This is a genomic window from Halobacterium sp. R2-5 (assembly GCF_011734195.1).
Classification (GTDB): domain Archaea; phylum Halobacteriota; class Halobacteria; order Halobacteriales; family Halobacteriaceae; genus Halobacterium.
Window position 1 is genome coordinate 583,371 of sequence record NZ_JAANTH010000001.1, and the last position, 25,211, is coordinate 608,581.

Below are 25,211 nucleotides of genomic sequence, written 5' to 3' on the forward strand. Positions count from 1 at the left end.
GTTCGCCGAGACGTAACGGTGAAACGCCGGCGCTGCAAACGTGTACCCAATGGACTGCACCAAGTGCGACCGCGAGGCCGTGATGCACGCGGCGTACTCCGGCGCGCACCTCTGCGAGCGCCACCTCTTCGAGAGCGTCGAGCGCCGCGTGCGGCGGCGCATCCGCGAGGACGACATGCTGCCCGACGACGCCACCCCCGAGGACCCCGAGACGTGGGTCGTCGGGCTCTCCGGCGGGAAGGACAGCGTCGTCCTCACGGACATCGTCGAGGAGACGTTCGCGGAGGACCCGCGCGTCGAACTGGTCGCGCTCACCATCCACGAGGGCATCGAGGGCTACCGCGACGAGAGCCTCGCCGCCTGCGAGGAACTCGTCGCGGACCGCGACGTCCGCCACGAGGTCGTCGCGTACGCCGACGAGTTCGACGTGGAGATGGACGACGTCGCCGAGGACGACCCGCTTGACATGGCACCCTGCGCGTACTGCGGGGTGTTCCGTCGGGACCTCCTCGCGCGGTACGCCGAGGAGTACGACGCCGACAAACTCCTCACCGGCCACAATCTCGACGACGAGGCCGAGACGGCGCTGATGAACATCTTCGAGGGGAACGTCGAACAGGTCGCGAAGCACTTCGACGCCAGCCTCGGACCGTTCGACGAGCGCACGCCCAAAGAGGACATGATTCCGCGCGCGAAGCCGCTCCGGGACGTCCCCGAGAAGGAGGTCGCGCTGTACGCCCAGCTCCGGGACCTCCCGGTCCACATGGAGGAGTGCCCGCACGCCAGTGAGGCGTTCCGCGGCGAGATCCAGGACCTGCTGTTGAAGCTGGAGGAGAACCATCCGGGGACGCGCCACTCCATCATGGCGGGCTACGAGGAGCTCGCCGGGCTCGCGGCCGAGGAGTACGGCGACGAGGACGAGCCCGTCGGCGAGTGCGAGGAGTGTGGCGCGCCGACGACGCGGGACCGCTGCCGGAAGTGCGCGCTCGTCGAAGCCGTCGACGCCGTCTGAGACCTACCGCTACGGGTCGGTAGCTGCCGCGAAAAGAACTGGGCGGTTACCGGATGACGTCGAGGCCGTTGTTCTTCTCGACCTCTTCCTTGCCGCCGTCCGAGTGCGCGCCGAACTCGCTCGAGGTGCTGCCGGCATCGTCGACGGCGCGCTGCTTGGCGTCGGCGTCGACATCCTTGAGCTCCTGGCGGGACTTGTCCGCCTGCTTCTGGGTGCTCGGACCGAGCACCTGCGCGGACTGCACGCCGGTCATGATGGCCATGACCCGCACCTTGCCCTTGTAGTTCTCCTGGATGCGCGCGCCCCAGATGACGTTCGCGCTCGCGTCCAGCCGTTCCGTGATGTTGTCCGCGATGCCCTCGGCCTCTTTGAGCGTGAGGTCCGGGCCACCTGTGATGTGGACGAGTCCGCCGCTCGCGCCGCGGTAGTCGACGTCCAGCAGCGGGTGGTTCATCGCGTCCTTGACGACCTCGTTGGTCTTGTTCTTGTCCTGGGTCTCGCCGACCAGCATCACCGCCACGCCGCCCTGGTTCATGATGGCGGTCATGTCGGCGTAGTCCAGGTTGATGAGGCTGGGCTGGGTGATGGTCTCGCTGATGCCCTTGACCGTCTCCGCGATGATCTGGTCCATCACGGAGAAGGCCTTCCCGATGGGAAGGTTCGGGACGTAGTCGAGCAGGCGGTTGTTGTCGAGGACGATGATGGAGTCCGCCTCGTCGCGGAGCTTCTCCAGGCCCTCCTCGGCTTTCACCGTGCGGGCGCGCTCGACGTTGAACGGCGTCGACACCATGCCGACGACGATCGCGCCCTGCTCTTTGGCGATCTTCGAGACGACGGGCGCGGCGCCTGTGCCGGTACCGCCGCCCATCCCGGCGGTCACGAACACGAGGTCCGCGTCGCCGAGCACCTCCTTGATGGTTCCCTGGGCCATCTCGGTGGCGCGCTCACCCATCGAAGGGTCGCCACCCGCGCCGAGGCCGTTCGTCAGGGACTTCCCGACGAGAATCTTCGTGTCGGCCTCGATCATCTTGAGGTGCTGTTTGTCCGTGTTGATGGCGATGGTGTCGGCGCCCTCGACGCCGATGTTGTACAGCCGGTTGACCGTGTTGTTGCCGGCGCCGCCAGCGCCCACGATGACGATGCGCGGGTCGCCGAACTCGTCACCGTCGCTGCTCGCGTCCATCTCCCGCTGTTCGGCTTCGGCGTTGTCGAGGGCGTCCTGAACGATGTCCTGCATCGTTACACCTTCGCCCAGTTGTTCGTGCCGGCCTGGTCGGTCTGCTCGTCTATCATCTCACGGACCGCCGACCGAATCGCCTCGCTACGATTCGGGAACTTGCCCCGTTCGACCATCTGTTCGACCTCGTCGATCTGCTGTTTCGGAATGCGGAGTGTCACACGCTCCATATTTGGTATCCCCGTTGTGGTAAGACGGCGTTCGGTTCCGGCTGCGTCTTACAGAACCGTTGGGCGGGTCATAACCCCGCGCCGTCGTCCGATTCTCTGTAAGACAACCGTCTTACGTACCACTACCCACAGTGTCTCAACGTATATAATTAACGGCGGATGTAAACAGATGTCTTACCGATCGAGGGCGTCCGCCGACGCGGTCCGCCGGCCGCAGTGCGGACAGAACGACCAGTCCGCGCGCACCTCGTCGCCGCACTCGCAGAACACGCGCCGCGTCGCCTTCTCCCCGCAGTTCGGACAGTACACGTGGTCGTCAGACAGCGCCGCACCGCACTGCGCGCAGCTCTGCTCGCGCCGGCCGCCGCTGTCCGTCGGACGACCGTCGCCGCGGCCGGTCGGCTCGCGGCGCGGCGCTCCCTGCTCGCTCCGAACGTCCGCACGCAGTCCGTCGGCGGGCTCGACCGTGATATTCACGTTTACGTCCCGCTCGCGCGCTCTCGCGGCGAGCCGCCGCTCGACGAGTTCGTCGACGCGCTCGGCGATAACGTCGTCGACGCGCTCCCCGCCGGCGTCCTCGTCCGCGCCCCCGCCGTCGAGGTACGTACGCAGCGCCTCGCGCATCACCTCGCTCTTGGACTCCTCGCGGTCGTCGACGGCGTCCACGAGGTCGTCGTCCGCCCGGAAGGTTATCTTCGACATGCCCGTTCGCTACCATCTATCACCTGTGGGGTCTTCAAGCCACTCCTCGCGTCTGACGCCCGTCGTCGCCCCGAATGGTAACTCTTAAATCCGGACGACGGCCTACGAACGAATGCGCCCGCCCTTAGCTCAGACTGGTAGAGCAGTCGACTGTAGATCGACTTGTCCCCCGTTCAAATCGGGGAGGGCGGACTCGTTTTCCAGTCGAACTACGTTCGAGGGACGGCGCCGCGTTTTCGACGCATACGCCGCACAATCCGTCTGCGAGTCGAACGGGATACCCAGTCAACGCTCCGCGTCCTCGTCCTGTATGCAGCAGCCCTCCTCATTGGGTGGACTGCTCTCGTGAACGAGCAACAGTGCAAAGCATACCGTCTATGGGCGCAGCCTCTCCGGAGTCGTCCCCGGTGAGGAGTGCCTGTACCGGGCGAAAACCTCCTCTCCTTTCTATTACAAGGCTAATAATTTTCCGCGTACATCTCGACTCTGAAGTTGGACTACAATGAAAATTCCACTGCTGGGAGGGTCGTCTGCGGTCTCGCAGAGGGCCGAGAGTGATCGGTTCGAGGAGGCCGTGATAGATGCGATCAAGGAGTCGAACGACAAGACCGTCGAGATCAGACCAGCGAACGAGTCGAAAGGAGGGGGGATATCGCGGCTGCTGTTGTTCGTCGGCGCTGCGATCGGGCTCGGCTACTGGATGCGGAAGTCACAGAAGCCGAAGGAGATACTCGAGAGCGCGAAGAGCGAGACCGCCGACCGAACCGAGGAGATGTCCGAGCGGGCTGCCGATCGGACCGAGGAGATGTCCGAACAGGCCGCCACGACGATTCAGGAGGGTGGCGAGACGGTGGCCGAGCGCGTCGAGGCGGGGTCACAGGAGGCCGGAGAGCAGATCGAGCAGACGGGCGAGGATGCCGCCGAGGCGACCGAGGAGGCCGGTGAGGAGGCCGCGGAGAAAGCCGACGAGGACGAGAGCAACTAACCGACTGGGTGCGGCGCGGTCGCGTTCGTCGCTTCGACGCGGAGACCGTCGGCGTTCCCCCGCTAATCCACGTCACCTGCGCGCTGTGGTCGTCGACCGAGACGTCGCTGCCGGCTATCACGTCCTCTTGCGCCCGGGGGAACCCGAAGTGGAACGGCGGTGATCGTCGCGAGGATGGCCGTCACCGCGACCATCAAGTTGAACTCCTGCATCGTCCGTTTTCACCAGTAATACGCCCGGCGGACGCGTGCGTCAGTAGTTGCCAGTAACCGCGCTCGGTCAGTCGTCGCCGACGTCCGGGCGCTGGTGTGGGGCGGCGCCCGCGGAGCCGGCGACGTTCTCGCGGAGGTCGGCCTCGATGGCTTCGAGCGTGCGGCCCTTCGTCTCGGGGACGAGGCCGTACGTGAACACGAGCGCGACGGCGCTGAAGCCGCCGAACAGCCAGAACGTCCACGACGGGCCGACGTTCGCGGTGAGAATCGGGAACGACAGCGACACCGCGAGGTTGGCGCCCCAGTTCGCGACGGTGGCGACGCCCTCCGCGGAGCCGCGGACCGACAGCGGGTAGATTTCGGAGATGAGCAGCCAGAAGACGGGGCCGAGCCCGACCGCGAAGAAGGAGATGTACAACATCAGGCAGACGGTCGCGGCGATTCCGAGCACGCCGGAGAGCCCGGGGAGGTAGAAGATGACGCCGAGCCCGGCGAGCGTCACGGTCATCCCGCCGGTGCCGACGAGCAGCAGCGGGCGGCGGCCGACGCGGTCGACGAGCGCGATGGCGACGACCGTGATGGCGACGTTGACGGCGCCGATGCCGACCGTCGCGAGGATGGACGCCGTGCTCCCGAAGCCCGTGGACTCGAGGATGGTCGGCGCGTAGTACATCACCGCGTTGATGCCCGTGATCTGCTGGAGGACGGCGAGGCCGACGCCGACGACGAGCGCGGGCCGGAGCCACGGCGCGAGGAGGTCGCGGAGACTGGTGCCGGATTCGCGTTCGACGGTCTCCTCGATTTCGGCGAGTTCGTCGTCGACGCTGCCCTCTCGCGTGCGTTCGAGGACGCGGCGGGCGTCGTCGGGCCGGCCGTGGCTGAACAGCCACCGCGGGCTCTCGGGCATCTTGAGCACGCCGACGCCGAGCACGACGGCGGGCACCATGCCCGCGCCGAGCATCCACCGCCACGCGCCGGCGTCCGCGAACGCGTAGTTCACGAAGTACGACGCGAGGATGCCGATGGTGACCATCAGCTGGTGCAGCGACGTGAGCCCGCCGCGGATCTCCGGCGGCGCGATCTCGGAGATGTACAGCGGGCCGACGACGGAGGCGAACCCGATGGCGACGCCGTCGACGAGCCGGCCGGCGACGAGCACGGGGACGTTCGGCGCGACCGCCATCAGGAACGACCCCGCGAAGAAGACGACCGCGGACAGCAGGATGAGCCGCCGTCGCCCGATTCGGTCTGCGAGCCGGCCGCCGAGCATCGCGCCGCCGGCGGCGCCCGCCATGGCGCCGCTGACGACGATGCCCTCGACGAGCGGCGAGAGGCTGAACGAGTCGTTGATGAACAGGATGGCCCCCGAGATGATGCCCGTGTCGAAGCCGAACAGCAGCCCGTTGAGGGCGGCCATCGCGGCGACGACGTAGACGAAGCGGGATTGCCCGCCGAGGGCCCCGTCTGCGTCCGTGAGTCCCATGCGTACGACACGGATTTTTACTACTAATACAAAAAATTCTCCAAAATTCCCGGTCGCTCGGAACGAGCCATCGCGGCCGGACTACCCCGCTGCCGTACCTGGAATTCACGCTCGCCAACGGGGAATTTTCGATCTCCTCCCCGAAAATATTTTCACGGAGAACGCGAATACTCTGCACGTGACACTCCTGGTCGCGGACGAAACGCGGCAGGCGCTCGCCGCCGCGCTCCCGGACACCGTCGTCGTCGACGCTGCGGGGGTCGGCGACGCGGTCGCCCGCGACGCGCCGGACGTCGCCGTCGTCGACGCGAACGCCGTCGCAGACCCCGCCGCTGTCGTCGACACGATCCGCGAGCACGCCGACGGTGCCGCGGTCGTGGTGGTCGGCACGTCGACCGTCGACGCCGACGTCGCGTGCGCGACCAGCGACGAGGCCTCCGTGCTCGCGGCCGTCGAGCGCGCCCGCCAGATCGCCGCCTACCGGAACTCCGTCTCCGAGCTCTACGCGGCGTGCCGCGAGCGCGCGCTCGGCAGCCCGAGCGAGGACGTCCGCGAGCGCCGCCGCGTCGCGGACGAACAGTTCGCCTCGCTGCCCGACGACAGGGACGCGTTCGCCGCCGCGCTGCGCCCGGAGGACGAGGATGGTTGAGGCGTTCGCCGTCGCCTCCGGGAAGGGCGGCACCGGGAAGACGACGAGCACGCTCGCGCTCGGGATGGCGCTCGCCGACGACTACGACGTGACGGTCGTCGACGCCGACACCGGGATGGCGAACCTGCTGTTCCACGCGGGCCTCGCGGACGTCGATGTGACCCTCCACGACCTCCTGATTACCGACAGCGGCGCCGACGTCTCGGACGCCGTCTACGAGCGCTACGGGATGCGCGTCGTTCCCTGTGGCACGGGACTCGGGGACTTCCGCGAGGCGGACCCGGCTCGGCTCCGCGACGTCGTCGCCGACCTCGCGGCCGACACGGACGTCCTCCTCCTCGATTCGCCGGCGACGCTCGCGAGCCGCAGCGCCGTCCTCCCGGTGGTGCTCGCGGACCGCGCGGTGCTCGTGGTGCAGCCGACGATTCCCGCCATCTCGGACGCACTCAAGGTCCAGGAGTACGCGACGTCGTACGGCACGGGCGTCGCCGGCACGCTCTACAACAAAGTCCAGGACCCCGAGGCGGTCGAGCGCGTCGCCGAGCAATCCGGGAAGTACTTCGAGGGCGCGACGCTCGGCTCGATCCCCGACGACGACGCGGTGCGGTCGGCGCGGCGCGCCGGTGAGCCGCTGCTCGCGCACGCGCCCGACAGCGACGCCGCGGCCGCGTACCGGCGCGCCGCCGATGCCATCGACGTCCGAGAGGCGGACGCCGAGTCGGTCGCCGACCGCTTCCGGAGCGCGGTCGTCCCGGAACAGCCATGACCGAACTGACGTTCGCGCGCGTCGTCGACGACGCGGCGGCCGCGCTGTCGCTCGCGCTCGACCGCGAGCTCACCGGCCACGCTGTGCTCACCCCGCAGGACGCGCTCCTCCTCGACGACGACGGCGAGGGCGTCGTCGCGTTCACTGACGGCGTCCCCACGCACGTCCGCCACACGGGAACGGGGCGGGGCGGCGCAGCGGCGCTCGCGGACCTCGCGACGACCGGGCCGCTGCGCGTGGAGTGCTACGCGGGCGACGACGGCAGCGTCCCCCGCACGGACCAGCACGCCGTCGCACCCGGCACGCCCGCCGAGCGACTCGCCGGCGACGACGTTCTCGCGCAGCGAACCCGAGAAGCCGCCGAAGCCGGGGACATCGGAGACGGCGACCCCGCTGACGACGACCTCGACGCCGTCGAAGCCTTCCTCGCGGACGAGGAGAAAGTCGAGGCGATTCGGGACCGCGCCCGCGAGGAAGCCCGCGAGCGCGCCGAGGAGTGGGGATTCGACGAATTCTCCGAGGACTGACTACTGCTCGGCGGATCGCGGCGAAAAATGGAACGCGTGGAGTTCGGAGTTCAGTTGCGGGTGCGGACGAACAGCCCGAGAGAGCCCACGGACGCGATGAGCGCTGCGCCCGGCGCGGCCGCGCCGGTGTTCACGATGGAGAGTCCACTGTTGGAGTCCAGGGTGTCCGACCAGTCGAACGAATCACCTTCGACTACACCGCCAGCTCCGCCACAGTTCCCCGTATCAAGGTTGAAGTTCGGGCTCACGTAGTCGGCCCCCTGGTAGTCGACGACGCCGACGACCTTGATGCCGGACTCGAACTCGTCGCCCTGCTCGAATCCGTAGCCGACGACGCCCTCTTCACCGCTCCCGAAGTTCTGCTGGTCGTAGTCGTACTCCGAATCAGCGTCGTCAACGTCCACAGTGACCGTGCTGTACGCGTCACCCTCCTCGTCGTACAACACGATTTCGAAGGAGCTCACGGACGTGTCGGAGTAGACGATAATCTGACTACACCCGGCGAACTTCGGTGGGGGGATTTCGGGCACGGCCGTAGTAGTGGTCGGCTGTTCGGTGGTTGGTGCCTCTGTCGTTGGCTGTTCGGTGGTCGGTGCTTCCGTGGTCGGCTGCTCGGTAGTTGGCGCCTCTGTCGTTGGCTGTTCGGTGGTTGGTGCTTCCGTGGTCGGCTGCTCGGTAGTTGGCGCCTCTGTCGTTGGCTGTTCGGTGGTTGGCTGTTCCGTCGTCGGTTGCTCCGTCGTCGGTTCCTCGGTCACGGGCGGGGCGCCATCGGCTGTCGTAGTTGGCGCTTCGGTGGTCGGTGCCTCGGTGGTTGGTTCCTCAGTGGTGGGTGCTTCGGTAGTCGGCTGTTCAGTCGTGGGTGCTTCGGTAGTCGGTTGTTCCGTTGTCGGCTGCTCGGTAGTTGGTGCCGGTGCTGGAGTGGTCGGCTGTTCGGTCGTAGGGGCTTCAGTGGTCGGTTGTTCGGTGGTCGGCTGCTCGGTGGTCGGCTGCTCAGTGGTCGGCGCCTCCGTCGTCGGCGCTTGGGTCGTTGGCTGCTCGGTAGTTGGTGCTTCCGTGGTCGGTGCTTCGGTAGTTGGCGCCTCTGTCGTCGGCTGTTCGGTGGTTGGCTGTTCCGTCGTCGGTTGCTCAGTCGTGGGTTCTTCGGTGGTTGGTTCCTCAGTGGTCGGTTGCTCCGTCGTCGGTTCCTCGGTCACGGGCGGGGCGCCATCGGCTGTCGTAGTTGGCGCTTCAGTGGTCGTCTTCTCGGTGGTCGGCTGTTCAGTCGTGGGTTCTTCGGTGGTTGGTTTCTCGGTGGTCGGTGCTTCGGTCGTGTCCGGTTGCTCGGTCGTCTCTCTGTCGTCGTCTTTCTCTTTCGGCTCGGGGCAGTGGCCTGCGATCAGGTACGCCGCGCCGGTGTCGACCTCGCCGGAGTCGTTGCGCGGTGCGCCGACGAGCACGTCCGTGCTCCCGTTGTCGGTCGCGTCTCCGGCGTCGGACACCGCCTGGCCCGCGCGGTCACCCTCGCTTTCGCCGACGAGCTTCGCGGTCGCCGTCGAGAGATTGCGCTCGGTGGCGGGCTCCTCGCTACCCTCGACGAGGTAGACGGCGCCCGCGTCCGGCGCCGTCGAGTTGTTCCCGGGTGCGCCGACGAGCACGTCCGCGTACTCGTCACAGGTCACGTCACCCGATCCCGCCGACGAGACGTCGTAGCCGGCCTGGTCGTCCTCGCTGTCGCCGAGCAGCGTGGTGCCGGCGTCCGTCAGATTCACCGTCCCGGTGACGTCCTCGCCGCCGTGGACGACGTAGGCTGCGCCGGCCGACGTGCCGTGCTGGTCGTTGTACGGCGCGCCGACGACAACGTCGCCGTAGCTGTCGTTGTTCACGTCACCGGCTTCGGCGACCGACCAGCCCGCGTGGTCGCGGGCCGCGTCCCCGGCGAGCTTCACGGTCGCCTCGGACAGCGACTGCGTCCCGGAGACGTTCGCGGTGAGGACGTACGCTGCGCCCGCCTCGCCGGCGTTCGAGTCGTTGTTCATCGCGCCGACGACGATGTCCCGGTCGCCGTCGCCGTCGAAGTCACCGGCGGGTGCGACTGACCAGCCCGCGAAGTCGCCGGAGCTCTCGCCTTCGAGTGTCGCCGCCGCGTCCGCGAGGGACACGTTCTCGCCGTCCGCGTCGGAGACGACGTAGACGGCGCCCGCGTTCTGGCCCGCGGAGCTGTTCTGTGGTGCGCCGACGAGCACGTCGTCACCCTGAGAGCGGTTCACGGTGGCGACCGCCCAGCCGGCGCGGTCGCCCGCGCTCGCGCCGACGAGCTTCCGGTCGGCTTCAGCCAGGGACGCACTCTCGGGGAGGTCGCCGCCGTGGACGACGTACGCGATCCCCGCCGACGAGCCGTTTCGGTCGTTCAGTGGCGCGCCGACGACGACGTCGTCGGTGCCGTCGTCGTTGACGTCGCCGGCGGCGACGGAGTAGCCGGCGCGGTCGCTGTCGTCGACGCCGGTGAGCGTGACGTCGGCGGACGCGGCGTCGACGTCGGTTTCGTTTACGGGGCCGTAGAAGACGTAGACGGCACCGGACTTGTTGCCGCTGGCCGTGTCGTTTTCGGGTGCGCCGACGATGAGGTCTTCGACGCCGTCGCCGTTCAGGTCGCCGTGGGCGAGCGCGGCTCCGAACGTGTCGTTGGCGCTCGCGCCCTCGAACTTCGTCTCGGCGTCACCGAGTGGGGTGGTTCCGGAGTTCCACCCGTCCTGTTGTGTCGCTTGGCTGGCGCTCACGTCGCTTCTACTGGGGTCGTCACCGACGCGCTCGCTGGAGTCGATGACACCGGAGACCCCCAGGCTCGCCGCTCCGACGGCGAGGAACACGACGACAGCGACTGTCAGCCACGGTCGCGCTCCCGACGCTCGCTGAGTGTCTGTTGTGGAATCCATACGCTATCGTCGGCATCCAGCAATTTTGTTATAGAATTCGAACACGAGAGTAGGCTCACCCACAGGAACTGACCGGATCCGGGCCGAGCGATCCGAACGCGGCCCCTGCGCGGAAAGTGTATGTTACCAAGACACATACGAGTGATTCGACGAACTGCGAGGTTAATAGCGAGAAACGCTCCTCAGTCTCTATGGCGCTCGCTATCGACGGATAAAGCCAGTAAATCACGGCTGAACGACACCGGCGTTCGCGGTAAGGTAGCTTTCGAACCGCGGGGTCCTGTCAGTGCGGCCGAGCGACGTGCCCCAACCGCGTCGTCCCCTCGGGTGTGGTGACGCGGACGTCGAACGCGACGGCGACGACCACCGTCTCCCCAGCGCGCTCCTGTACGACGACGCCACCGTGCGCTTCACACGAGCCGAACGACCGACCCTCTCCACCGGGACAGTCGACGCGCTCCGCGAGCGCACCGTCGTACGATACGCTCACGACGACGCCGTCGCCGAGTCTACTCCGCTCGACCGTGCCGAGCCGCGGCGCCAGCGAGTCCTCGACGCGATCGACAGCGGCCTCTCGGTCCGCCCACGCGGTCCCGGTCGCCGTCTCCGCGGCGTCGTCCGCGATTCGGTCGAGAGCACGCGTAACGTGCTCGCCGTGGCTTTCGTCCACATCCGCGACCGCGGGCGCGTAGCCGAACTGGAGGTACGCCGCGGCGACCGGGACGAGCGCCAGCGCGGCGACGGCGGCCGCGACGAGCACGAGTTGACCGCGCTCGCTCACGCGTACCACACCCACACTGTGACGCGGCCGTTCCCGGTCGGGACGCGTGCGACACCCACCGCCGCGTTCGACGGCCGGACGTGTCCGACGGCGCCGTGGGGCGTCCGCACCCGGAACAGCAGGTTGTCCGGGAGAATGCGGTCGACCCGCCGCTCCAGGGAGGCCCGCTCCCGCTCGAACGTCTCCTCGGAGGCCGCGACCTCCGACAGCCGGGTGGTGTCGCCGTGCTGGGGCGGCTCGTTCGCCAGCACGGTCGCGGCGTCCTGCGCGTACGCGTCGAGCTGTGCCTGCTCACTGACGCCGCCCGCGGGCGTGCCGAACGCGAACGCGCTCGCGACGGCGGCCACGAACAGCACACCGACGCCCGCCTCGACGACCGACAGCGAGAGCTGACCGCGATTCCTCCGGTCACGCATCGACGGTCACCCCCAGAACTGCCTTCGTCGTCGTCTCCGCGCGATACGTAATCGTCACGCCACCCGGCGCGAGCTCGCCGTCGCCCTCGAAGGCCAGCGAGACCGTGTCGTACCGGGCGAGTTCGACGTCGTACGAGCCGTCGAGACCTCTCTCGTCGCGGAGGACGACGCGGTCGTTCGCGCGCACGGTCGTCACGTCCGCGCCGTCGCCGAACGTCAGCGTCGCGTTCGCGGTGCGTCGCGGCAGCGTCACCGTGGTGCCGCTCTCGAACCTCGGCGAGAGCTCGCGCCGGTCGACGTCTGCGACGAGCACGACGCGACGCATCGTCGCGCCGCCGGTGGGGTCGCCGCGTTCCACGACCGACTCGCCGTCGAGCGTGACGCGGACGGCGGCGTCACCGGGGAGCCAGTCGTCGCCGAGCCGCGCGCTCGCGGTCTCGACGGCCGCCCGCGAGAGCACGTTCGCGCGCACCGCCAGCGGGCCGTCCGCGGCGACGAGGCGCTCGGACACGCTACCCGCGAGCCGGCCGTCCTCGGAGTCGGTGTTCGCGCCCGCGAACGCGCTCCCCGCGAGTCCGATCGCGGCGCCGACGCTCGTGACGACGAGCAGCAGCGCTATCGCGAGCGCCGGCAGGTTCGCCTGCGCACGCGTCACGACTCTGCCCCCGCGAGCTCGACGACGTACCCGCCCTCGGAGTGCGTTCGCACGCGGACGAGCGCGTCGCTGTCGGTCCAGTTCCCCCGGACGTCTCGCACGCTCTCGGGGAGCACGAGCGGCGTCTCGCCGCCGACGTCCCCGTGCCCGTGAACGAGCACGAGTCGCTCGCCGTCGGCGGTGACCCGATAGTCGCTGCCGCGAATCGTCGCCGGGAGGCTGACGCGGCGCTCCGCGACGACGTCACCCGCGTCGGCTCCCGCGCTCGCCCGTACGGGCACGGCAGCTTCGACGTTCGCGGCCGCGTGCTGGAGCGTGCGCTCGCCGACCTCGTCGGCCGCCGCGGTGCGCGCGTTCGGGACGACGCCGCCGTACAGCGTCGTCGTCAGGAGCGCGACGAACAGCACGACGATGCCGGCTTCCAGCGCCTTCCCGACCGCGGGCGCGGCGGCGCGGCTGTCGCTCACGTCACCGTCACCCCCGTCTCGTGGACGACGACGTACGCGGTCCGCGACCCCGGGAAGTCGGCTATCACGCTCGGCGTGCCGTCGCCGTCGACGTCCCGCTGGCTGACGGTGGCGTTCAGCTGCTCGAACTGCTCGCGGACGGCGTCGGTGTGCGCCGTCTCGACGGCGACGCGGTAGCCGCCGCGCCCGAGGTCCCGGCGGTCGTGGGAGACGTTCGACCGCAGCGTGTACGTCACGCCGCCGGTCGCTGTCCGTGATACGTCGCCCTCCAGTGCTGGCACGCTCACGACGAGCACGTCCGGGTCGGCGGTCACGGACACCGGCGTCCGCGTGCGCGACCAGCCGGCGCCGTGCGCGAGCACGGACCCGGCGAGATAGGTGGCGCCGCGATCGCCGGCGGAGAACCGGAGCGCGTTCGCGTCGACGGTCGCGACGACGCCGCCGCTGTCGAGCACGCGAACCTCGCGGTCCAGCGTCTCCAGGCTGCCGCTCGTGAACGAGACGGTGCCGCGGCGCACGCCCGTTGTCTCGACGGGCTGGAGCGCCTCGTCGAGGTCGCCGGCGACCCGCTGGGCGTCGCTGGCGGCGGCGTGCTGGTCGACGACGTTGCCGACGCCGGCGGTCAACAGGCCGAGCGCGACCACGGTCACCCCGAGCAGGACGGCGACGCCGACGACGTTCGACTGCGCGCGACCGCTCACAGCATCCCCACCCCCGCGAAGACGGCATACGCGAACGCCACCAGGAGCCCCGAGTGCAGGAGCGCGTCGTACCGGCCGCGGCTCGCGGCGCCCGCGAACCACCCGCAGGAGAGCATCGTCGCCTGCGTCACGAGGTAGAACCGGTAGCGGTCGCGTTCGAGGTCGACCGCGTCCGGGTCGATGGCGAGCCCGCCGGCGCTGGCGGCGTTCGACACCGACGACAGCTGCGCGAAGCTGTCGAGGACCGAGAGGTTCACGGCGACCGTGATGCCGACGACGAGGACGGCGGTCGTCCACCCGACCGCGACGTAGACGAGCAGCCGCGAGCGCAGCGCGCGCTTCTCGTGGTAGAGCCGCCCGACTTCCGCCTGCAGCGCCTCGAAGGCGGCGTCGGCGTCGCTGCCAGCGTCGAGCGCACCGGAGACGAGCCCGACGGTCTGGGCGGCGAGCTGGGTGTCGACGCGCTCGACGAACCGGTCGAGGGCGGCCGCGCGCACGTCCTCGCCGCGCGTGGCGACGCCGAGGTTGAACGCGAGGTCCCGGACGTCCGGGTTCAGCGGGCCGGCGTCGACGTCGCGGGCGACGCGCTCGACGGCCTCCCCGAACGGCCGCCCGAGGCTGACGTGCCCGGAGACGGCGTGGACGAAGTCCTGGATCTCGCGGTCTTTCGCGTCGTCGATGCGTGCACGCCGGGCCGCCACGAGACCGACCGGAACGGTGAACGCGACGTACGCCAGCAGGGCGACGTTCGCCGGCCGGAATCCGCCCTCCCAGAGCGCGGCGCCGACCGCGAGCGCGGGCAGGGCGAGGACGACGGCGGCGTCGGCGGGGTTCCGTGTGGCGTTCGCGAGCACGCCGAGCCCCGACGAGCGCCGGTGGCCGCTCCAAGCGAACCCGCGCGGCCGCATCGACTCCACGATGTAGGCGGCGAGCGCGCCGACGACGAGCACGAACCCGCCGCTGCCGTACACGAGCAGCTCGCGAACGGTCGCGGTCCCGACCGGCGTCGCGACGGTCCGTCCGAGTCCGGGCGCGAGCACGCTCAGGACGGTAGCGACGATGACCAGGAGCGCGGGGAGCACGAGCAACACGATGAACAGCTCGGCGACGAGCTCGAGGAAGCCGGCGGCGCGCTCGCGGGTGCGTTCGCGGCTGTTCGCGAGCATCCGCGATTCGAGTTCGAGGTACTGCGCGACCGCGTCCGGGCCCTGGGCGGCGTGCTCGCGGAGCTTCAGGAGGAACGGTGCGAGTAGCTCCCGGCTCGGCGTGTCGCGGGCGACGACGCGCAGTCCGCGGTCGACGCTCCCCGTGAGTTCGGCGGTGTTGAGGACGTCCTGGAACGCGGCCGCGGTCTCGCCGTACGCGGCCGGCCGGTCGGCGACCCGCGAGAGCAGTTCGCGCTCGTCCGTAGTGCCGGAGGCGAGCACGGAGAGGTAGCGGACGGCGCCGGGGAGCGTGCCCGCGATGTCCGAGCGGCGGCTGCGGGCGCGCCACCCGAGGTAGTGGCCGCCGAGCCGTACGGTAGCGTGTTTCGCGACGACGCCCGTCGGCAGCCCGACGACGACCGCGGCGGTGAGCGACGGCGTGAACGGTGACGGTTCGACGACGGGGCCGAGCGATTCTGGCGGGAATAGGAGCGCGACGGCCGTCGCAGCGAGCGCGCCGCCGGCCGCGAACGCCAGCCAGGACGCGCCGTAGACGCGCGCGAGGAAGACGTCGAAGCTCACGGTCAGCCGGCTCGCGCGGTAGCGCTTCCGGTCGGCGTCGTGGCGCGAGCGGTCGGCTTTGCGCGCGAACAGCGCGTACAGCGCGCGGTCAAGGACGCCAAGCGTCGCGCTCACGGCTCGTCCTCCGGCCGCATCACTCGCTGGCCCTCCGCTGGAGGCGTTCGACGGTCGCGGTCTCGTCCGTCCGGAGGTCCGACAGCAGCCCGAACAGCTCGTCGAACTCCGAGACGTCCTCGCGGTCGAGGTACTCGACGTACCGCCGCTTCTTCGCGAACTCGTCGCGGACGTCCTCGACCGGGCGGTCCGTGCGCTCGGCGAGCTGGTCGAGGAAGCGCACGTCGTCCGCGCCGGCGAAGTCGAAGCCGCCGTCGGGAACCCGCTCCAGTATCCGGCGGTAGTGGACTTCGCTGCCGTCCTTCTCGACGGTTTCGGTGTCGCTGCCGGGCTCGCCGACGAGCTCCACGATCTCGCCGACGTAGCGCTCGCCGTCGACGTGCCGCGGGAAGACGACGAGGTCGACCTCGCGGAGGAGGTACGCGGGCACGCCCTGCTCGATGGCGCGGTTGACGAGCGTCTCGACGCCCTCGGCGTGCGTGGTGCCGACGACGCCGTGCCCGGTATTCAGGACGTTCGCGAAGCTCTCGAAGCTCTCCTCGGTGTTGATCTCCGCGATGACCTCTACGTCGGGGTTCAGGTAGTTCGTCTCGGTCATCAGGTCCGCCATGGAGACCCGCTTGAACTCGCGCTCGTGGTCGCGCGTCGTCAGCGAGACGCCGGTCTCGTGGGGGAGTCGGACCTCCCGGGACCCCTCGTCGATGCTGATGGGGCGGTCGTCGAACGGGACGAACGGCATGTGGGCGTTCATCAGCGTCGTCTTCCCGACGCCCGTGGGGCCGGAGAACAGGACGACGCCGTGGTGCTCGTAGACCATCCACAGCAGCGCGACGACGTCGACGGAGACGGTGTCCTGCTGGAGCAGGTCGACGGGCGTCAGCGCCTCGGCGGCCTGCTTCCGGATGGAGACGTGCGGGCCGTCCTCGCTGATGACGGGGAGCGCGACCGCGCAGCGAATCGTGACGTCCGCTTCGACTTCCGCGGGTTCGAGGTTCACTTTCGCGGAGGGATTCGAGGCGTTCAGCTCGACGCCGTCGCGGGCGGCGAGCTGGGTGACGAGGTTGACGAAGCGCTGCTCGTCGTCCAGCGAGAGGTTCGTCGGCAGCCGTTCGGCGGACGCGCTGAGCCGGCCGCGGGGGACGACTTTCACGCGCTCGCCGACGGCGTTGGCCTCGACGTCTTCGAGGCGGTCGTCGCGGACGGGGACGGTGAGTTCGCCGTCGCCGACGAAGTCCCGGAGCACGTAGTACGTGAGGTCGTCGAGGCGGTCGTCGCTGAACCGGCGACCGACGGGCGGCACCGCGAGCCCGTACTCGGCGAGCGCGGCGCGCAGGCGGTGTCTGGTGGCGTCGAGCCACGCTCGCGTGTTGCGGACGGTGAGCCGGCGCGTGAGGAATGTGCGGGCGCGGTCGGCGACGAACTCCGCGCGGCCGTCCTCGTCGCCGAGCAGGCCCTCGACGTTAGCCTCCCAGATGCGGGACTTGCACTCGTCGATGAGGTCGTCGTCGCCGGGGAGGCGGTCGGGCTCGCGGACCGCGTACTTGGTGTCGAAGGCGTCCCGGCCGAGGACGTGCTCGCGGTAGACGACGACGGGCACGTCGAATCCGCGGAACGGGACGGTGTAGCGGGCGAGGCGCTCGGAGAGGAAGCGGTCGAGGTGCGGCGGGCTCGCCGGGAGGTCGGTGCTCGCGGGCGCGTACTCGCTGGTGTGGACGACCAGCGAGTCGGCCGCGGCGTCGGCGACTTCGACGCCGTCGTCGAGCGCGAGCGGCGTGAGCTCGCCGAGCCCGCGGAGCTCGCAGAGCGCGTGGAACTCGACGCGCCGGCGGGCGGCCCGCGAGCAGTCGGTGAGTCGGGCGAGCACGCGGCGGTGTTTCTCGCCGAGGCCGGCGGCGACGCGCTCTCGGGTCCCCTCGCGGGTGCGCGGGCGGGAGAGCTGTGCGTCCGCGAAGTAGTCGGTGACGCGGTCGAGCGCGGTCTCGTCGCCGGCGCCGAGCGGCGGCGTCCGGGCGTCGTACGCGAACCCGCCGTCGCGCTCGACGACGGTGACGACGACGCCGGGGTGGATCTCGTACTGGCTGCGGACCGCTGGTGCGTACCACGCGTCCGGGTCGTCCGGCGGCACCGGCGACGGGACGGCGTGGGCGGCGAGCGCTGACATTACGAGCTACTGCTTCGCTACTTAATTTAAACTCTCGTAAATAGTGGTAAACTTGCGCCGAGTGGCCCGAGTGAACCGTTCGCGAGACCTATGCTGTCAACACCGCAAACAACGGCGTGGTTCGGAACCGACGCGCCCCGTCGGTCGCCCTCCTCTGCGTGCTCGCGGTTTCGCTGGCCGCCGCGACGCTCGCGGACCCTCAGGAACCGACCGGCGGCAGCGGCACCGACTCCCAGTCCGGCGACGGCGGCGACGGACTGGGCAACCCCGAGCCGGTGGACGGCGACGGCCCCTTTCGTACGAGCCCGCCGTGCGTTCCGCTGCTCGCAACGCCCACGGCCGCCTTCGGAATCCTCGGATTCGCGGGCCTCCTCGGCCTGGTCGCGTACCGCCGCGACGGCGTCGTCCCCGCACTCGTCGTCGTGTTCGTCACTCGGAGCAGTGACTTCCATACGCCTTCTTCGCCCCACCGCGTTTAGTGATACATGTTGACACGATTACTCCTCCGCCAATCGTAATCCCTAAATCCGACAACGGCGTTTCTCGGGACGAGCCGAGGTAGCCTAGCCTGGCCAAGGCGGTTGCTTCGAGAGCAACTGTCCTCACGGACTCAGGAGTTCAAATCTCCTCCTCGGCGCTTCTCCGAGCACAACGTCGCGGACCTCCGGGTCCGCGACTCGCGCAGGAATCGCGGACGAGCGGGAGATTTGAACCCTGCAAGACGCAGCGCGAACGCAGTGAGCGACCGTCTTGCTCCGGTTCAAATCTCCTCCTCGGCGTCTGCGACTCGCTGCGCTCCTCGCTCACTACGTTCGCTGTGGTGCTTGCGTCGTCTCGACTGCCGAGCGCGCCGCCCCTTTCAGTCCCGCCACGTGTGGGTAGTTCTCGCTGATAGGGCCGGCCGCGAAAATCAGTAACGAGTCGCGTCAGTCGGCGGCCGTCGCGGCCTCCTGCTCGGGGAGGAGGCGGTCGAGCGCTTCGACGACGGCGGTGACGCTGGCGGCGGTGATGTCCGCGTCGCTGGCGTCGACGGTGACCGTGCGGTCGCCGCGCGAGACGGTGACGTGGACGGTGACGACGGCGTCCGTGCCGCCGGTGATGGCGTCGACGTGGTACTCTTCGAGGTGGAAGGTGACGTCGCCGAGCGCGTCCCGGACGGCGGTCATGGCGGCGTCGACGGGGCCGCTGCCGGTGCCGGCGGCGCTGTACTCGTCGTCGTCGACGCGCAGGCGGACCGACGCCGTGGGGGTGCCGCCGCCGCTCGCGGCGGTGAGGTCCAGTACTTCGACGCGGCGGTCGCGGCCGTCGCCGCGGACGTCGTCGGCGACCGCGAGCAGGTCGGCGTCCGTGACGCGCTTGCCGCGCTCGCCGAGTTCGTTCACGCGCTCGACGACGTCCGCGAGTTCATCGTCGGTGACTTCGACGTCGTGCTCGGCGAGCGCGGCGCGCACGCCAGCGCGGCCGGCGTGCTTCCCGAGGACGAGGCGACGCTCGCGGCCGACCGCCTCCGGGGGGTAGGGCTCGTACATGCGGTCGTCCTTGAGCGTGCCGTCGGTGTGGATGCCGGACTCGTGGGCGAACGCGTTCTCGCCGGAGACCGCCTTGTTGGGCGGGAGCGGGACGCCCGTGGCCTCCGCGACGGTCGACGCGAGGTCGTAGAGCTGTTCGGTGTCGACCGGTTCGAGGTCGTAGCAGTGCCAGAGCGCGACTGCGACCTCTTCGAGCGCGACGTTGCCGGCGCGCTCGCCGACGCCGTTGACGGTGGCGTGGACGAGGTCCGCGCCCGCGGCGACGCCAGCGAGCGCGTTCGTGACGGCGAGCCCGAGGTCGTCGTGGGTGTGGACGCTGACGGGGCCGTACTCGGACGCCGACGCGACGAGGTCGTAAACGCGCTCGGGGCTGGCGTGGCCGACGGTGTCGGCGACGCAGAAGCGGTCCGCGCCGGCGTCCGCGGATGTCTCCGCGAGCTCGTCGAGGAACGAGTCGTCGGCGCGGGAGCCGTCCTCGCCGATGACTTCCACCCAGAGCCCGTGGTCGGTCGCGTACTCGACGAGTTCGCGCGTGGTGTCGAGGACGCTCTCGCGACTGGTGCCGACTTTGCCTTCGACGTGCCGGTCGCTGGCGGGGACGACGAGGTTCACGCCGTCGACGCCGCAGTCGAGTGCGAGTTCGACGTCGCGCTTGACGCCGCGACAGAAGCTCGTGACCGTGGCGTCCAGGTCGAGGCCGGTGACGCGGCGAATCGTCTCGCGCTCGCCGGCGCTCGTGCACGCGCTGCCGGCTTCGACGACGGAGACGCCGGCGGCGTCGAGTTTGCGCGCGACTGTCGCCTTCTGGTCTGCGGTCAGCGAGACGCCGGGCGCCTGTTCGCCGTCGCGGAGCGTGGTGTCGAGGAACTGTACGTCGTGTGCGCCGCCGTCGAGAGCGGCAGGGAAACTAGTGCCGGAGAATTTCTCGGCCAGCCGCCGTGAGGCGACTTACTCTATCCTCCGTGCCGGTGTGGTCCGACATGGTGTACGTGTGTTGGCGGGCCGCACACGTTTGAACTTGTGGGGTGTGACAGTTGTTGCCTGTCAGGTGTCGAGCCAGACGTGGTCGCCGACCGAGATGTCGTCGGCGGCGCCCGCCGGGAGTTCGACGAGCGTGTCGCAGCGCGCCTCGCCGCGGCCCGTCCACGCGGAGAGGCGTTCGACGCGCTGGACTTCCTCGTTCTCTATCCAGAGGGCGTCGATGGCGAACGGCACGAACACCATGTGGACGTCGCGGCTGTCGGCGCCGTCGAAGTCGAAGACGAGCGCGTAGTCGCCGGGAATCGACCGTCGGAACATCAGCCCGCGGGCCTGCGAGAGGAACGACTCGGCGACGTCGACGTCGGTGGCGAGCGTGCGCGCGTCGCCGTCGCGTTCGTGGCGGAGGTGCACACCCGGAGTGGACGGCGGGCGGCGAAAAGCGTTACCCCGTCCGGCCGCTACGCCGGGGCGTGAAGAAGACCCCTACCGGGACCGCCGTCGGGGTCGACGACCCCTACGACCACGCGGGCGTCTGCGACTACGCGACGGGCGACGGGAAGTGCCGGTACGCGTTCGAGCACGGCAGCCACGACCCGGAGTTCGCTGACGAGCGCCGCGCCGACGACTTCGCGTGTCCGGTCGCGGACGGCGACTGGGAGTGGGCGGACTGCCCGCACTACCGGTGCCGCCAGCGCGACCGCGAGTGCGCGCGCTGCGGCCTCGAGGAGCGCCGGCAGGCGCACGCCGACGAGCAGCCGCTCCTCGAAGAACACCACCTCGCGTACGACGACGAGGAGGACGTCGGCCACGAGATCACGGTGTTCCTCTGCCGGTGGTGTCACGCGAAGGTCCACGACTCGTGGGCGCGCATCGACGACGACGCCAGCCCCGACCCGGAGGCCATCGCGACCGCGGAGGGCCGCCGCAGCGAGGAGCACTCCGAGCTCGCGTTCGACACCGCGGCCGAGCGCTTCGACGAGTGAGCGCTTCGACCCGGCGGCGCTCTAGCCGCCGGGGAAGCGCTGTCTCAACCGTCGCTCTCCGGAGTCTCCGCAGTCTGGTCGTGGAACTCGCGGACGTACGCCTCGGTCACCTTCTCGAGTTCGAGGTCGCGGACGATGGCTTCGACGTCGCGGTCCGCGGGGTTCCCGAACCCGCCGGCGCCCGGCGTCCGCACGCTCACGACCGTGCCCGGGTCGAGGTCGTGGACGGACTTCTGCGGGAGGCGCTCGCCCGCGTCGTCGTCGCCGTACTCGTCGGCGTCGTAGACGTACGCCGCGCCGCGAGTCCCCTCCTCGCCGCCCGCGATGCCGTAGGGCGCGTGCTGCTGACGGTCCGCGAGCAGGCTGAAGCGCGCGACGTGGTCCCGGACCTGGATGTCGCGGCGCAGCCCGAGGCCGCCGCGGTGCTCGCCCGCACCGCCCGAGTCCGGCCGGTAGGCGTACTGCCGGACGCGCAGCGGGTACGCCGTCTCCAGCACTTCGACGGGCGTGTTCATCGTGTTGGACATGTGGACGTGGACGCCGTCGAGGCCGTCGCCGTTCGGCCGGCCGCCGAACCCGCCGCCCTGCGTCTCGTAGAACGCGTACGGGCTGCCATCCCGCGGGTCCGTCCCGCCGAACGTGATGTTGTTCATCGTGCCCTGACCGGCGGCGGTTACGCGCTCGGGGGCTTCCGTGCCGAACGCGCCGAGCACGACGTCCGTGACCCGCTGGCTGGTCTCGAGGTTGCCGCCGACGACCGCCGCCGGCGGCTCCGGGTTGACGATGCTCCCCTCCGGCGCGTCGATGTCGATGGGCCGGTAGCAGCCGTGGTTCGGCGGGATGTCAGGGTCGGTCACGCAGCGGATGGCGTAGTACGTCGCCGACGAGGTGACCGCGAGCACGGCGTTCACCGGGCCCTCCGTCTGGTCGGCGGTGCCCGCGAAGTCCACGTGGACGCTGTCGCCGTCGACGGTGACGGTGGCGCACACGCGCAGGTCGGTGTTCCCGCGGCCGTCGTCGTCGAGGACGTCCTCGAAGCTGTACGTGCCGTCCGGGAACTCCTCCAGTTCCGCGCGCATCCGGCGCTCGGAGTAGTCCTGCACCTCGTCGAAGGCCTCGGAGAGCTCCTCGACGCCGTACCGGTCGACGAGTTCGTGGACGCGCTCGCGGGCGGTCTCGTTGGCGGCCTCCTGGGCGCGCAGGTCGCCGCGGCGCTCGTCGGGCGTGCGCACGTTCAGGAGAATCATCTCCATCACGTCGTCGACGACCTCGCCGCCCTCGAACAGCTTCACGGGCGGGATGCGCAGCCCTTCCTGGTAGATTTCCGTGGAGTCCGCGGCCACGGAGCCGGCGGTGGAGCCGCCGACGTCGGCGTGGTGCGCGCGGTTCGCGGCGTACGCGACGAGCGTCGGGTCCTCGGACTCCGGGTCCGCGAACACCGGGGAGACCAGCGTCAGGTCCGGGAGGTGGGCGCCACCGTGGAACGGGTCGTTCAGCAGCACCGCGTCGCCGGGCCCGAGGTCGCCCTCGAAGGCGTCGACGGCGGCCTTCACGGAGAACGGCATCGCGCCGAGGTGGACGGGCATGTTCTCCGCCTGGGAGACCATCTCGCCGCCCGCGTCGAACAGCGCACACGAGCAGTCGCGGCGCTCCTTGATGTTCGGCGAGTAGCCCGTGCGCACGAGGTTCGCGTTCATCTCCTCGGCGATGGCGGTGCAGCCGTTCCGGATGACTTCGAGGGTGACGGAGTCCACCATCACCGACCACCCCCCGTGTCCACGACGACATTCCCGTGCTCGTCGACGTCCGCGGTCTGACCGGGGTGGACGACGACCGTGCTCTCGGCGCCCTCGACGACCGCGGGGCCGTCGAAGGACGCGTCCGCCGGGAGCTCCGCGCGGTCGTAGATGCGCGTCTCGCGGGGCTCGCCGCCGTAGGTCACGGTCCGTTCTTCGCGAATCGCGCCCTCGACGCTACCCTCGCTCGCCGGCGGCTCCAGCGCGGGCGTGTCCACGCCGCCGCGCGCTCGGAGCCGGAGCGTCACCAGTTCGACGGGCTCCTCGCGGTCGGCGTGCCCGTAGCGCTGTTCGTGGCGCTCGTGGAAGCGCTCCACGACCGTTTCGAGCGCGCGCTCGTCGACCTCGCCGTCCGGGACTGGTACGGAGATTTCGAACGACTGGCCGGCGTACCGGAGGTCCGCGGTGCGCTCGTAGTACCGCGATTCGGGTGCGACCTCCTCGTCGTCGAGGCGCTGTTCACCCGAGTCGTGGAGGTCCGCGAACACGTCCCGGACCGCCCGCGGCGACACCTCCTCGATGGGCCGCACCCGGGAGACGCTGTAGTCGTACAGCACGTCGCTGATGAGCAAGCCGAGCGCGGAGAGGACGCCCGCGGTCTGGGGGACGACGACCTTCGGGATGTCGAGGTCGTCGGCGAGCCGGCAGGCGTGCAGCGGGCCGGCGCCGCCGAACGCGACCAGCGCGAAGTCCCGCGGGTCGTAGCCGCGTTCCACGGAGACGACGCGGAGCGCGCGCTGCATGTTCGCGTTCGCCACGTCGAGGACGCCCTGCGCGGCCTCCTCGGCGGTCATGTCGAGTTCGTCCCCCAGTTTCTCCTCGAACGCCGCCTGGACGTCGCCGACCGCCACGTCCAACTCCCCGGAGAGGAAGCGGTCGGGGTCGAGGCGCCCGAGCAGCAGGTGGGCGTCCGTCGTCGTCGGCTCGGTGCCGCCGCGGCCGTACGAGATGGGGCCGGGGTCCGCACCGGCAGAACGCGGGCCGACGCGCAGCGCGCCGCCCTTGTCCACCCACGCGATGGAGCCGCCGCCGGAGCCGACGGTGTGGATGTCGATCATCGGGACGCCGACGGCGTAGTCGCCGACCGTGACGTCCGTCGAGACGAGCGGGTCGCCACCCTGCACGAGCGAGACGTCGCAGGACGTGCCGCCCATGTCCATCGTGATGACGTCGTCGATGCCGCAGCGCTGCGCGACGAACGTCGCGCCCTGTACGCCCGCGGCGGGCCCCGACAGCAGCGTGTTCACGGGGCGCTCGCGGGCGGCCTCGGCGGTGATGAGGCCGCCGTTGGACTGCATGATCTTGAGCTCGGCGCCGACGCCGCGCTCGCGGACGTGGTCGCCGAGGTTCCCGATGTAGCGGTCCATCACGGGCTTCAGCGAGGCGTTCAGCGACGTGGTGAGCGTGCGCTCGTACTCCCGGATCTCGGGGAGCACGTCGCTGGACAGGGAGAGGGAGGCGTCGACGCCCTCCTCGCGGAACAGCTCCGCGACGCGGCGCTCGTGGGCGTCGTTCTCGAACGCGAACAGCAGCGAGACGGCGACGCTGTCCGCGCCGCTGTCGGCGACCTCGGCGGCGAGCTCGCGGACCGCGTCCTCGTCGAGGTCGCGGACGACGTTCCCGCGCTCGTCGAGGCGCTCGGGCACCTCGAAGCGGCGGTCCCGCGGCACGATGGGCGCGGGCTTCTCCGCGTCGAAGTCGTAGATGTCGGGGCGGTTCTGGCGCGCGATCTCGAGCACGTCGCGGAACCCTTCGGTGGTGACGAGTGTCGTGTCCGCCCACGTGCCTTCGAGAACGGCGTTGGTCGCGACGGTGGTGCCGTGGCTGAGGAACGCGACGTCGCCGAACGAGAAGCCGGCGTCGTCGGCGCTCTTCTCCAGGCCGTTCACGACGCCGGTCTCTGGGGCGTCCGGGGTCGAGGGCGTCTTCGTGACGTCGACGCGGCCGTCGTGGACGGTGACGATGTCCGTGAACGTGCCGCCGACGTCGACGCCGACGCGCGTGCCGTCCGCGGGGTTCACGCGATACCCCTCCGCGGTCGAGCCTGTGCTGTGACTACGTCGTCGGGCTGATTGATGTCCATGAGGAAGTCAGACACACGCTCGGATGGGCGTCGAAGGCCCACGGGAGCGCTCGTCGGAACTCGTCGACTGGGTCGTACTCATTGTCACGCCGTACCACCCCGAGCAAGTAAAACCTCCGCCGCGGAGAGGACGACCGCGTGCCGTCGGTGCGTCTCCAGCGT

General features: G+C 70.0%; 23 protein-coding genes and 2 tRNA genes. 9 read left to right on the forward strand and 16 right to left on the reverse strand.

Annotated features, from left to right (window positions below):
- Positions 1–49 precede the first annotated feature (49 nt).
- Complete coding sequence (locus tag G9C83_RS03115) at positions 50–1,012, forward strand: TIGR00269 family protein (protein ID WP_167244648.1); 963 nt, start codon at positions 50–52, stop codon at positions 1,010–1,012.
- Positions 1,013–1,058: 46 nt separating this feature from the next.
- Here the strand turns inward: G9C83_RS03115 and ftsZ are convergent, their stop codons facing one another.
- The 3 genes from ftsZ to G9C83_RS03130 all read right to left on the reverse strand — a co-directional run bounded on the left by ftsZ (position 1,059) and on the right by G9C83_RS03130 (position 3,121).
- A complete protein-coding gene (gene ftsZ, locus G9C83_RS03120; RefSeq protein ID WP_167244649.1) occupies positions 1,059–2,249 on the reverse strand; it encodes a cell division protein FtsZ in 1,191 nt (396 codons plus the stop codon).
- A gap of 2 nt (positions 2,250–2,251) precedes the next feature.
- Positions 2,252–2,419, reverse strand: coding sequence for a ribbon-helix-helix domain-containing protein (locus tag G9C83_RS03125; protein WP_167244650.1), 168 nt, complete (start codon positions 2,417–2,419; stop codon positions 2,252–2,254).
- 174 nt (positions 2,420–2,593) lie between these two features.
- The gene (locus G9C83_RS03130) at positions 2,594–3,121 is read right to left on the reverse strand and encodes a zinc ribbon domain-containing protein (RefSeq protein WP_167244651.1); all 528 of its coding nucleotides are present in this window, start codon (positions 3,119–3,121) and stop codon (positions 2,594–2,596) included.
- A 118-nt stretch (positions 3,122–3,239) separates the two neighbouring features.
- On the opposite strand from G9C83_RS03130, the gene G9C83_RS03135 reads away from it, so the two are divergent.
- A tRNA-Tyr gene (locus G9C83_RS03135) sits at positions 3,240–3,313 on the forward strand.
- Between the two features lie 310 nt (positions 3,314–3,623).
- On the forward strand, positions 3,624–4,106 hold the full coding sequence (locus tag G9C83_RS03140; protein ID WP_167244652.1) for a hypothetical protein: 483 nt from the start codon (positions 3,624–3,626) through the stop codon (positions 4,104–4,106).
- Positions 4,107–4,385: 279 nt separating this feature from the next.
- Here the strand turns inward: G9C83_RS03140 and G9C83_RS03145 are convergent, their stop codons facing one another.
- The gene (locus G9C83_RS03145; protein ID WP_167244653.1) at positions 4,386–5,801 is read right to left on the reverse strand and encodes a sugar porter family MFS transporter; all 1,416 of its coding nucleotides are present in this window, start codon (positions 5,799–5,801) and stop codon (positions 4,386–4,388) included.
- A gap of 178 nt (positions 5,802–5,979) precedes the next feature.
- On the opposite strand from G9C83_RS03145, the gene G9C83_RS03150 reads away from it, so the two are divergent.
- The 3 genes from G9C83_RS03150 to G9C83_RS03160 are packed head-to-tail and all read left to right on the forward strand — an operon-like array spanning position 5,980 to position 7,743.
- Positions 5,980–6,450, forward strand: coding sequence for a hypothetical protein (locus tag G9C83_RS03150; RefSeq protein WP_167244654.1), 471 nt, complete (start codon positions 5,980–5,982; stop codon positions 6,448–6,450).
- The gene (locus G9C83_RS03155) at positions 6,443–7,216 is read left to right on the forward strand and encodes an AAA family ATPase (RefSeq protein WP_167244655.1); all 774 of its coding nucleotides are present in this window, start codon (positions 6,443–6,445) and stop codon (positions 7,214–7,216) included. The genes G9C83_RS03150 and G9C83_RS03155 overlap by 8 nt, the downstream gene beginning before the upstream one ends.
- Complete coding sequence (locus G9C83_RS03160; protein ID WP_167244656.1) at positions 7,213–7,743, forward strand: hypothetical protein; 531 nt, start codon at positions 7,213–7,215, stop codon at positions 7,741–7,743. Before G9C83_RS03155 ends, G9C83_RS03160 begins: the two co-directional genes overlap by 4 nt.
- A gap of 50 nt (positions 7,744–7,793) precedes the next feature.
- Here the strand turns inward: G9C83_RS03160 and G9C83_RS03165 are convergent, their stop codons facing one another.
- The 8 genes from G9C83_RS03165 to G9C83_RS03200 all read right to left on the reverse strand — a co-directional run bounded on the left by G9C83_RS03165 (position 7,794) and on the right by G9C83_RS03200 (position 17,677).
- Positions 7,794–10,655 (reverse strand): FG-GAP-like repeat-containing protein, encoded by a 2,862-nt coding sequence (locus tag G9C83_RS03165; RefSeq protein ID WP_167244657.1) that lies wholly within the window; start codon positions 10,653–10,655, stop codon positions 7,794–7,796.
- A gap of 283 nt (positions 10,656–10,938) precedes the next feature.
- A complete protein-coding gene (locus G9C83_RS03170) occupies positions 10,939–11,436 on the reverse strand; it encodes a hypothetical protein (RefSeq protein WP_167244658.1) in 498 nt (165 codons plus the stop codon).
- Entirely contained in the window at positions 11,433–11,852 is a 420-nt protein-coding gene (locus tag G9C83_RS03175) for a hypothetical protein (protein ID WP_167244659.1), read from the reverse strand. Before G9C83_RS03175 ends, G9C83_RS03170 begins: the two co-directional genes overlap by 4 nt.
- On the reverse strand, positions 11,845–12,507 hold the full coding sequence (locus G9C83_RS03180; RefSeq protein WP_167244660.1) for a hypothetical protein: 663 nt from the start codon (positions 12,505–12,507) through the stop codon (positions 11,845–11,847). Before G9C83_RS03180 ends, G9C83_RS03175 begins: the two co-directional genes overlap by 8 nt.
- Positions 12,504–12,974 carry a hypothetical protein gene (locus G9C83_RS03185; RefSeq protein ID WP_167244661.1) on the reverse strand — a complete coding sequence of 157 codons (471 nt, stop codon included), beginning with the start codon at positions 12,972–12,974 and terminating at the stop codon, positions 12,504–12,506. Before G9C83_RS03185 ends, G9C83_RS03180 begins: the two co-directional genes overlap by 4 nt.
- Positions 12,971–13,675, reverse strand: a complete 705-nt coding sequence (locus tag G9C83_RS03190) for a type IV pilin (protein WP_167244662.1) — start codon at positions 13,673–13,675, stop codon at positions 12,971–12,973. Before G9C83_RS03190 ends, G9C83_RS03185 begins: the two co-directional genes overlap by 4 nt.
- Positions 13,672–15,516: a type II secretion system F family protein gene (locus G9C83_RS03195; protein WP_167244663.1), complete on the reverse strand. Its 1,845-nt coding sequence runs from the start codon at positions 15,514–15,516 to the stop codon at positions 13,672–13,674. The genes G9C83_RS03190 and G9C83_RS03195 overlap by 4 nt, the downstream gene beginning before the upstream one ends.
- A gap of 19 nt (positions 15,517–15,535) precedes the next feature.
- Entirely contained in the window at positions 15,536–17,677 is a 2,142-nt protein-coding gene (locus G9C83_RS03200; RefSeq protein ID WP_167244664.1) for a type II/IV secretion system ATPase subunit, read from the reverse strand.
- Between the two features lie 116 nt (positions 17,678–17,793).
- On the opposite strand from G9C83_RS03200, the gene G9C83_RS03205 reads away from it, so the two are divergent.
- The gene (locus G9C83_RS03205) at positions 17,794–18,156 is read left to right on the forward strand and encodes a hypothetical protein (protein WP_167244665.1); all 363 of its coding nucleotides are present in this window, start codon (positions 17,794–17,796) and stop codon (positions 18,154–18,156) included.
- 73 nt (positions 18,157–18,229) lie between these two features.
- Positions 18,230–18,314: transfer RNA gene (locus G9C83_RS03210), tRNA-Ser, on the forward strand.
- Positions 18,315–18,603: 289 nt separating this feature from the next.
- Here G9C83_RS03210 and G9C83_RS03215 read toward each other — a convergent pair.
- Positions 18,604–20,139, reverse strand: coding sequence for a 2-isopropylmalate synthase (locus G9C83_RS03215; protein WP_167245674.1), 1,536 nt, complete (start codon positions 20,137–20,139; stop codon positions 18,604–18,606).
- 111 nt (positions 20,140–20,250) lie between these two features.
- On the reverse strand, positions 20,251–20,598 hold the full coding sequence (locus tag G9C83_RS03220) for a DUF192 domain-containing protein (RefSeq protein WP_167244666.1): 348 nt from the start codon (positions 20,596–20,598) through the stop codon (positions 20,251–20,253).
- 59 nt (positions 20,599–20,657) lie between these two features.
- Here G9C83_RS03220 and G9C83_RS03225 point away from each other — a divergent pair, with 59 nt between their 5' ends.
- Positions 20,658–21,170 carry a hypothetical protein gene (locus G9C83_RS03225; protein ID WP_167244667.1) on the forward strand — a complete coding sequence of 171 codons (513 nt, stop codon included), beginning with the start codon at positions 20,658–20,660 and terminating at the stop codon, positions 21,168–21,170.
- A 44-nt stretch (positions 21,171–21,214) separates the two neighbouring features.
- On the opposite strand, the gene G9C83_RS03230 is transcribed toward G9C83_RS03225, so the two are convergent.
- A complete protein-coding gene (locus G9C83_RS03230; protein ID WP_208288411.1) occupies positions 21,215–22,927 on the reverse strand; it encodes a hydantoinase B/oxoprolinase family protein in 1,713 nt (570 codons plus the stop codon).
- On the reverse strand, positions 22,927–24,987 hold the full coding sequence (locus G9C83_RS03235) for a hydantoinase/oxoprolinase family protein (RefSeq protein WP_167244669.1): 2,061 nt from the start codon (positions 24,985–24,987) through the stop codon (positions 22,927–22,929). Before G9C83_RS03235 ends, G9C83_RS03230 begins: the two co-directional genes overlap by 1 nt.
- Positions 24,988–25,211: the final 224 nt, after the last annotated feature.

What these genes read in the sequence shown, in the direction of transcription:
- G9C83_RS03175 (WP_167244659.1), bottom strand. Translation starts at nt 11,852, where the DNA reads ATGCGTGACCGGAGGAATCGCGGTCAGCTCTCGCTGTCGGTCGTCGAG.
- G9C83_RS03130 (WP_167244651.1), bottom strand. Translation starts at nt 3,121, where the DNA reads ATGTCGAAGATAACCTTCCGGGCGGACGACGACCTCGTGGACGCCGTC.
- G9C83_RS03140 (WP_167244652.1), top strand. Translation starts at nt 3,624, where the DNA reads ATGAAAATTCCACTGCTGGGAGGGTCGTCTGCGGTCTCGCAGAGGGCC.
- G9C83_RS03125 (WP_167244650.1), bottom strand. Translation starts at nt 2,419, where the DNA reads ATGGAGCGTGTGACACTCCGCATTCCGAAACAGCAGATCGACGAGGTC.
- G9C83_RS03145 (WP_167244653.1), bottom strand. Translation starts at nt 5,801, where the DNA reads ATGGGACTCACGGACGCAGACGGGGCCCTCGGCGGGCAATCCCGCTTC.
- G9C83_RS03200 (WP_167244664.1), bottom strand. Translation starts at nt 17,677, where the DNA reads ATGTCAGCGCTCGCCGCCCACGCCGTCCCGTCGCCGGTGCCGCCGGAC.
- G9C83_RS03230 (WP_208288411.1), bottom strand. Translation starts at nt 22,927, where the DNA reads ATGGTGGACTCCGTCACCCTCGAAGTCATCCGGAACGGCTGCACCGCC.
- ftsZ (WP_167244649.1), bottom strand. Translation starts at nt 2,249, where the DNA reads ATGCAGGACATCGTTCAGGACGCCCTCGACAACGCCGAAGCCGAACAG.
- G9C83_RS03165 (WP_167244657.1), bottom strand. Translation starts at nt 10,655, where the DNA reads ATGGATTCCACAACAGACACTCAGCGAGCGTCGGGAGCGCGACCGTGG.
- G9C83_RS03160 (WP_167244656.1), top strand. Translation starts at nt 7,213, where the DNA reads ATGACCGAACTGACGTTCGCGCGCGTCGTCGACGACGCGGCGGCCGCG.
- G9C83_RS03115 (WP_167244648.1), top strand. Translation starts at nt 50, where the DNA reads ATGGACTGCACCAAGTGCGACCGCGAGGCCGTGATGCACGCGGCGTAC.
- G9C83_RS03155 (WP_167244655.1), top strand. Translation starts at nt 6,443, where the DNA reads ATGGTTGAGGCGTTCGCCGTCGCCTCCGGGAAGGGCGGCACCGGGAAG.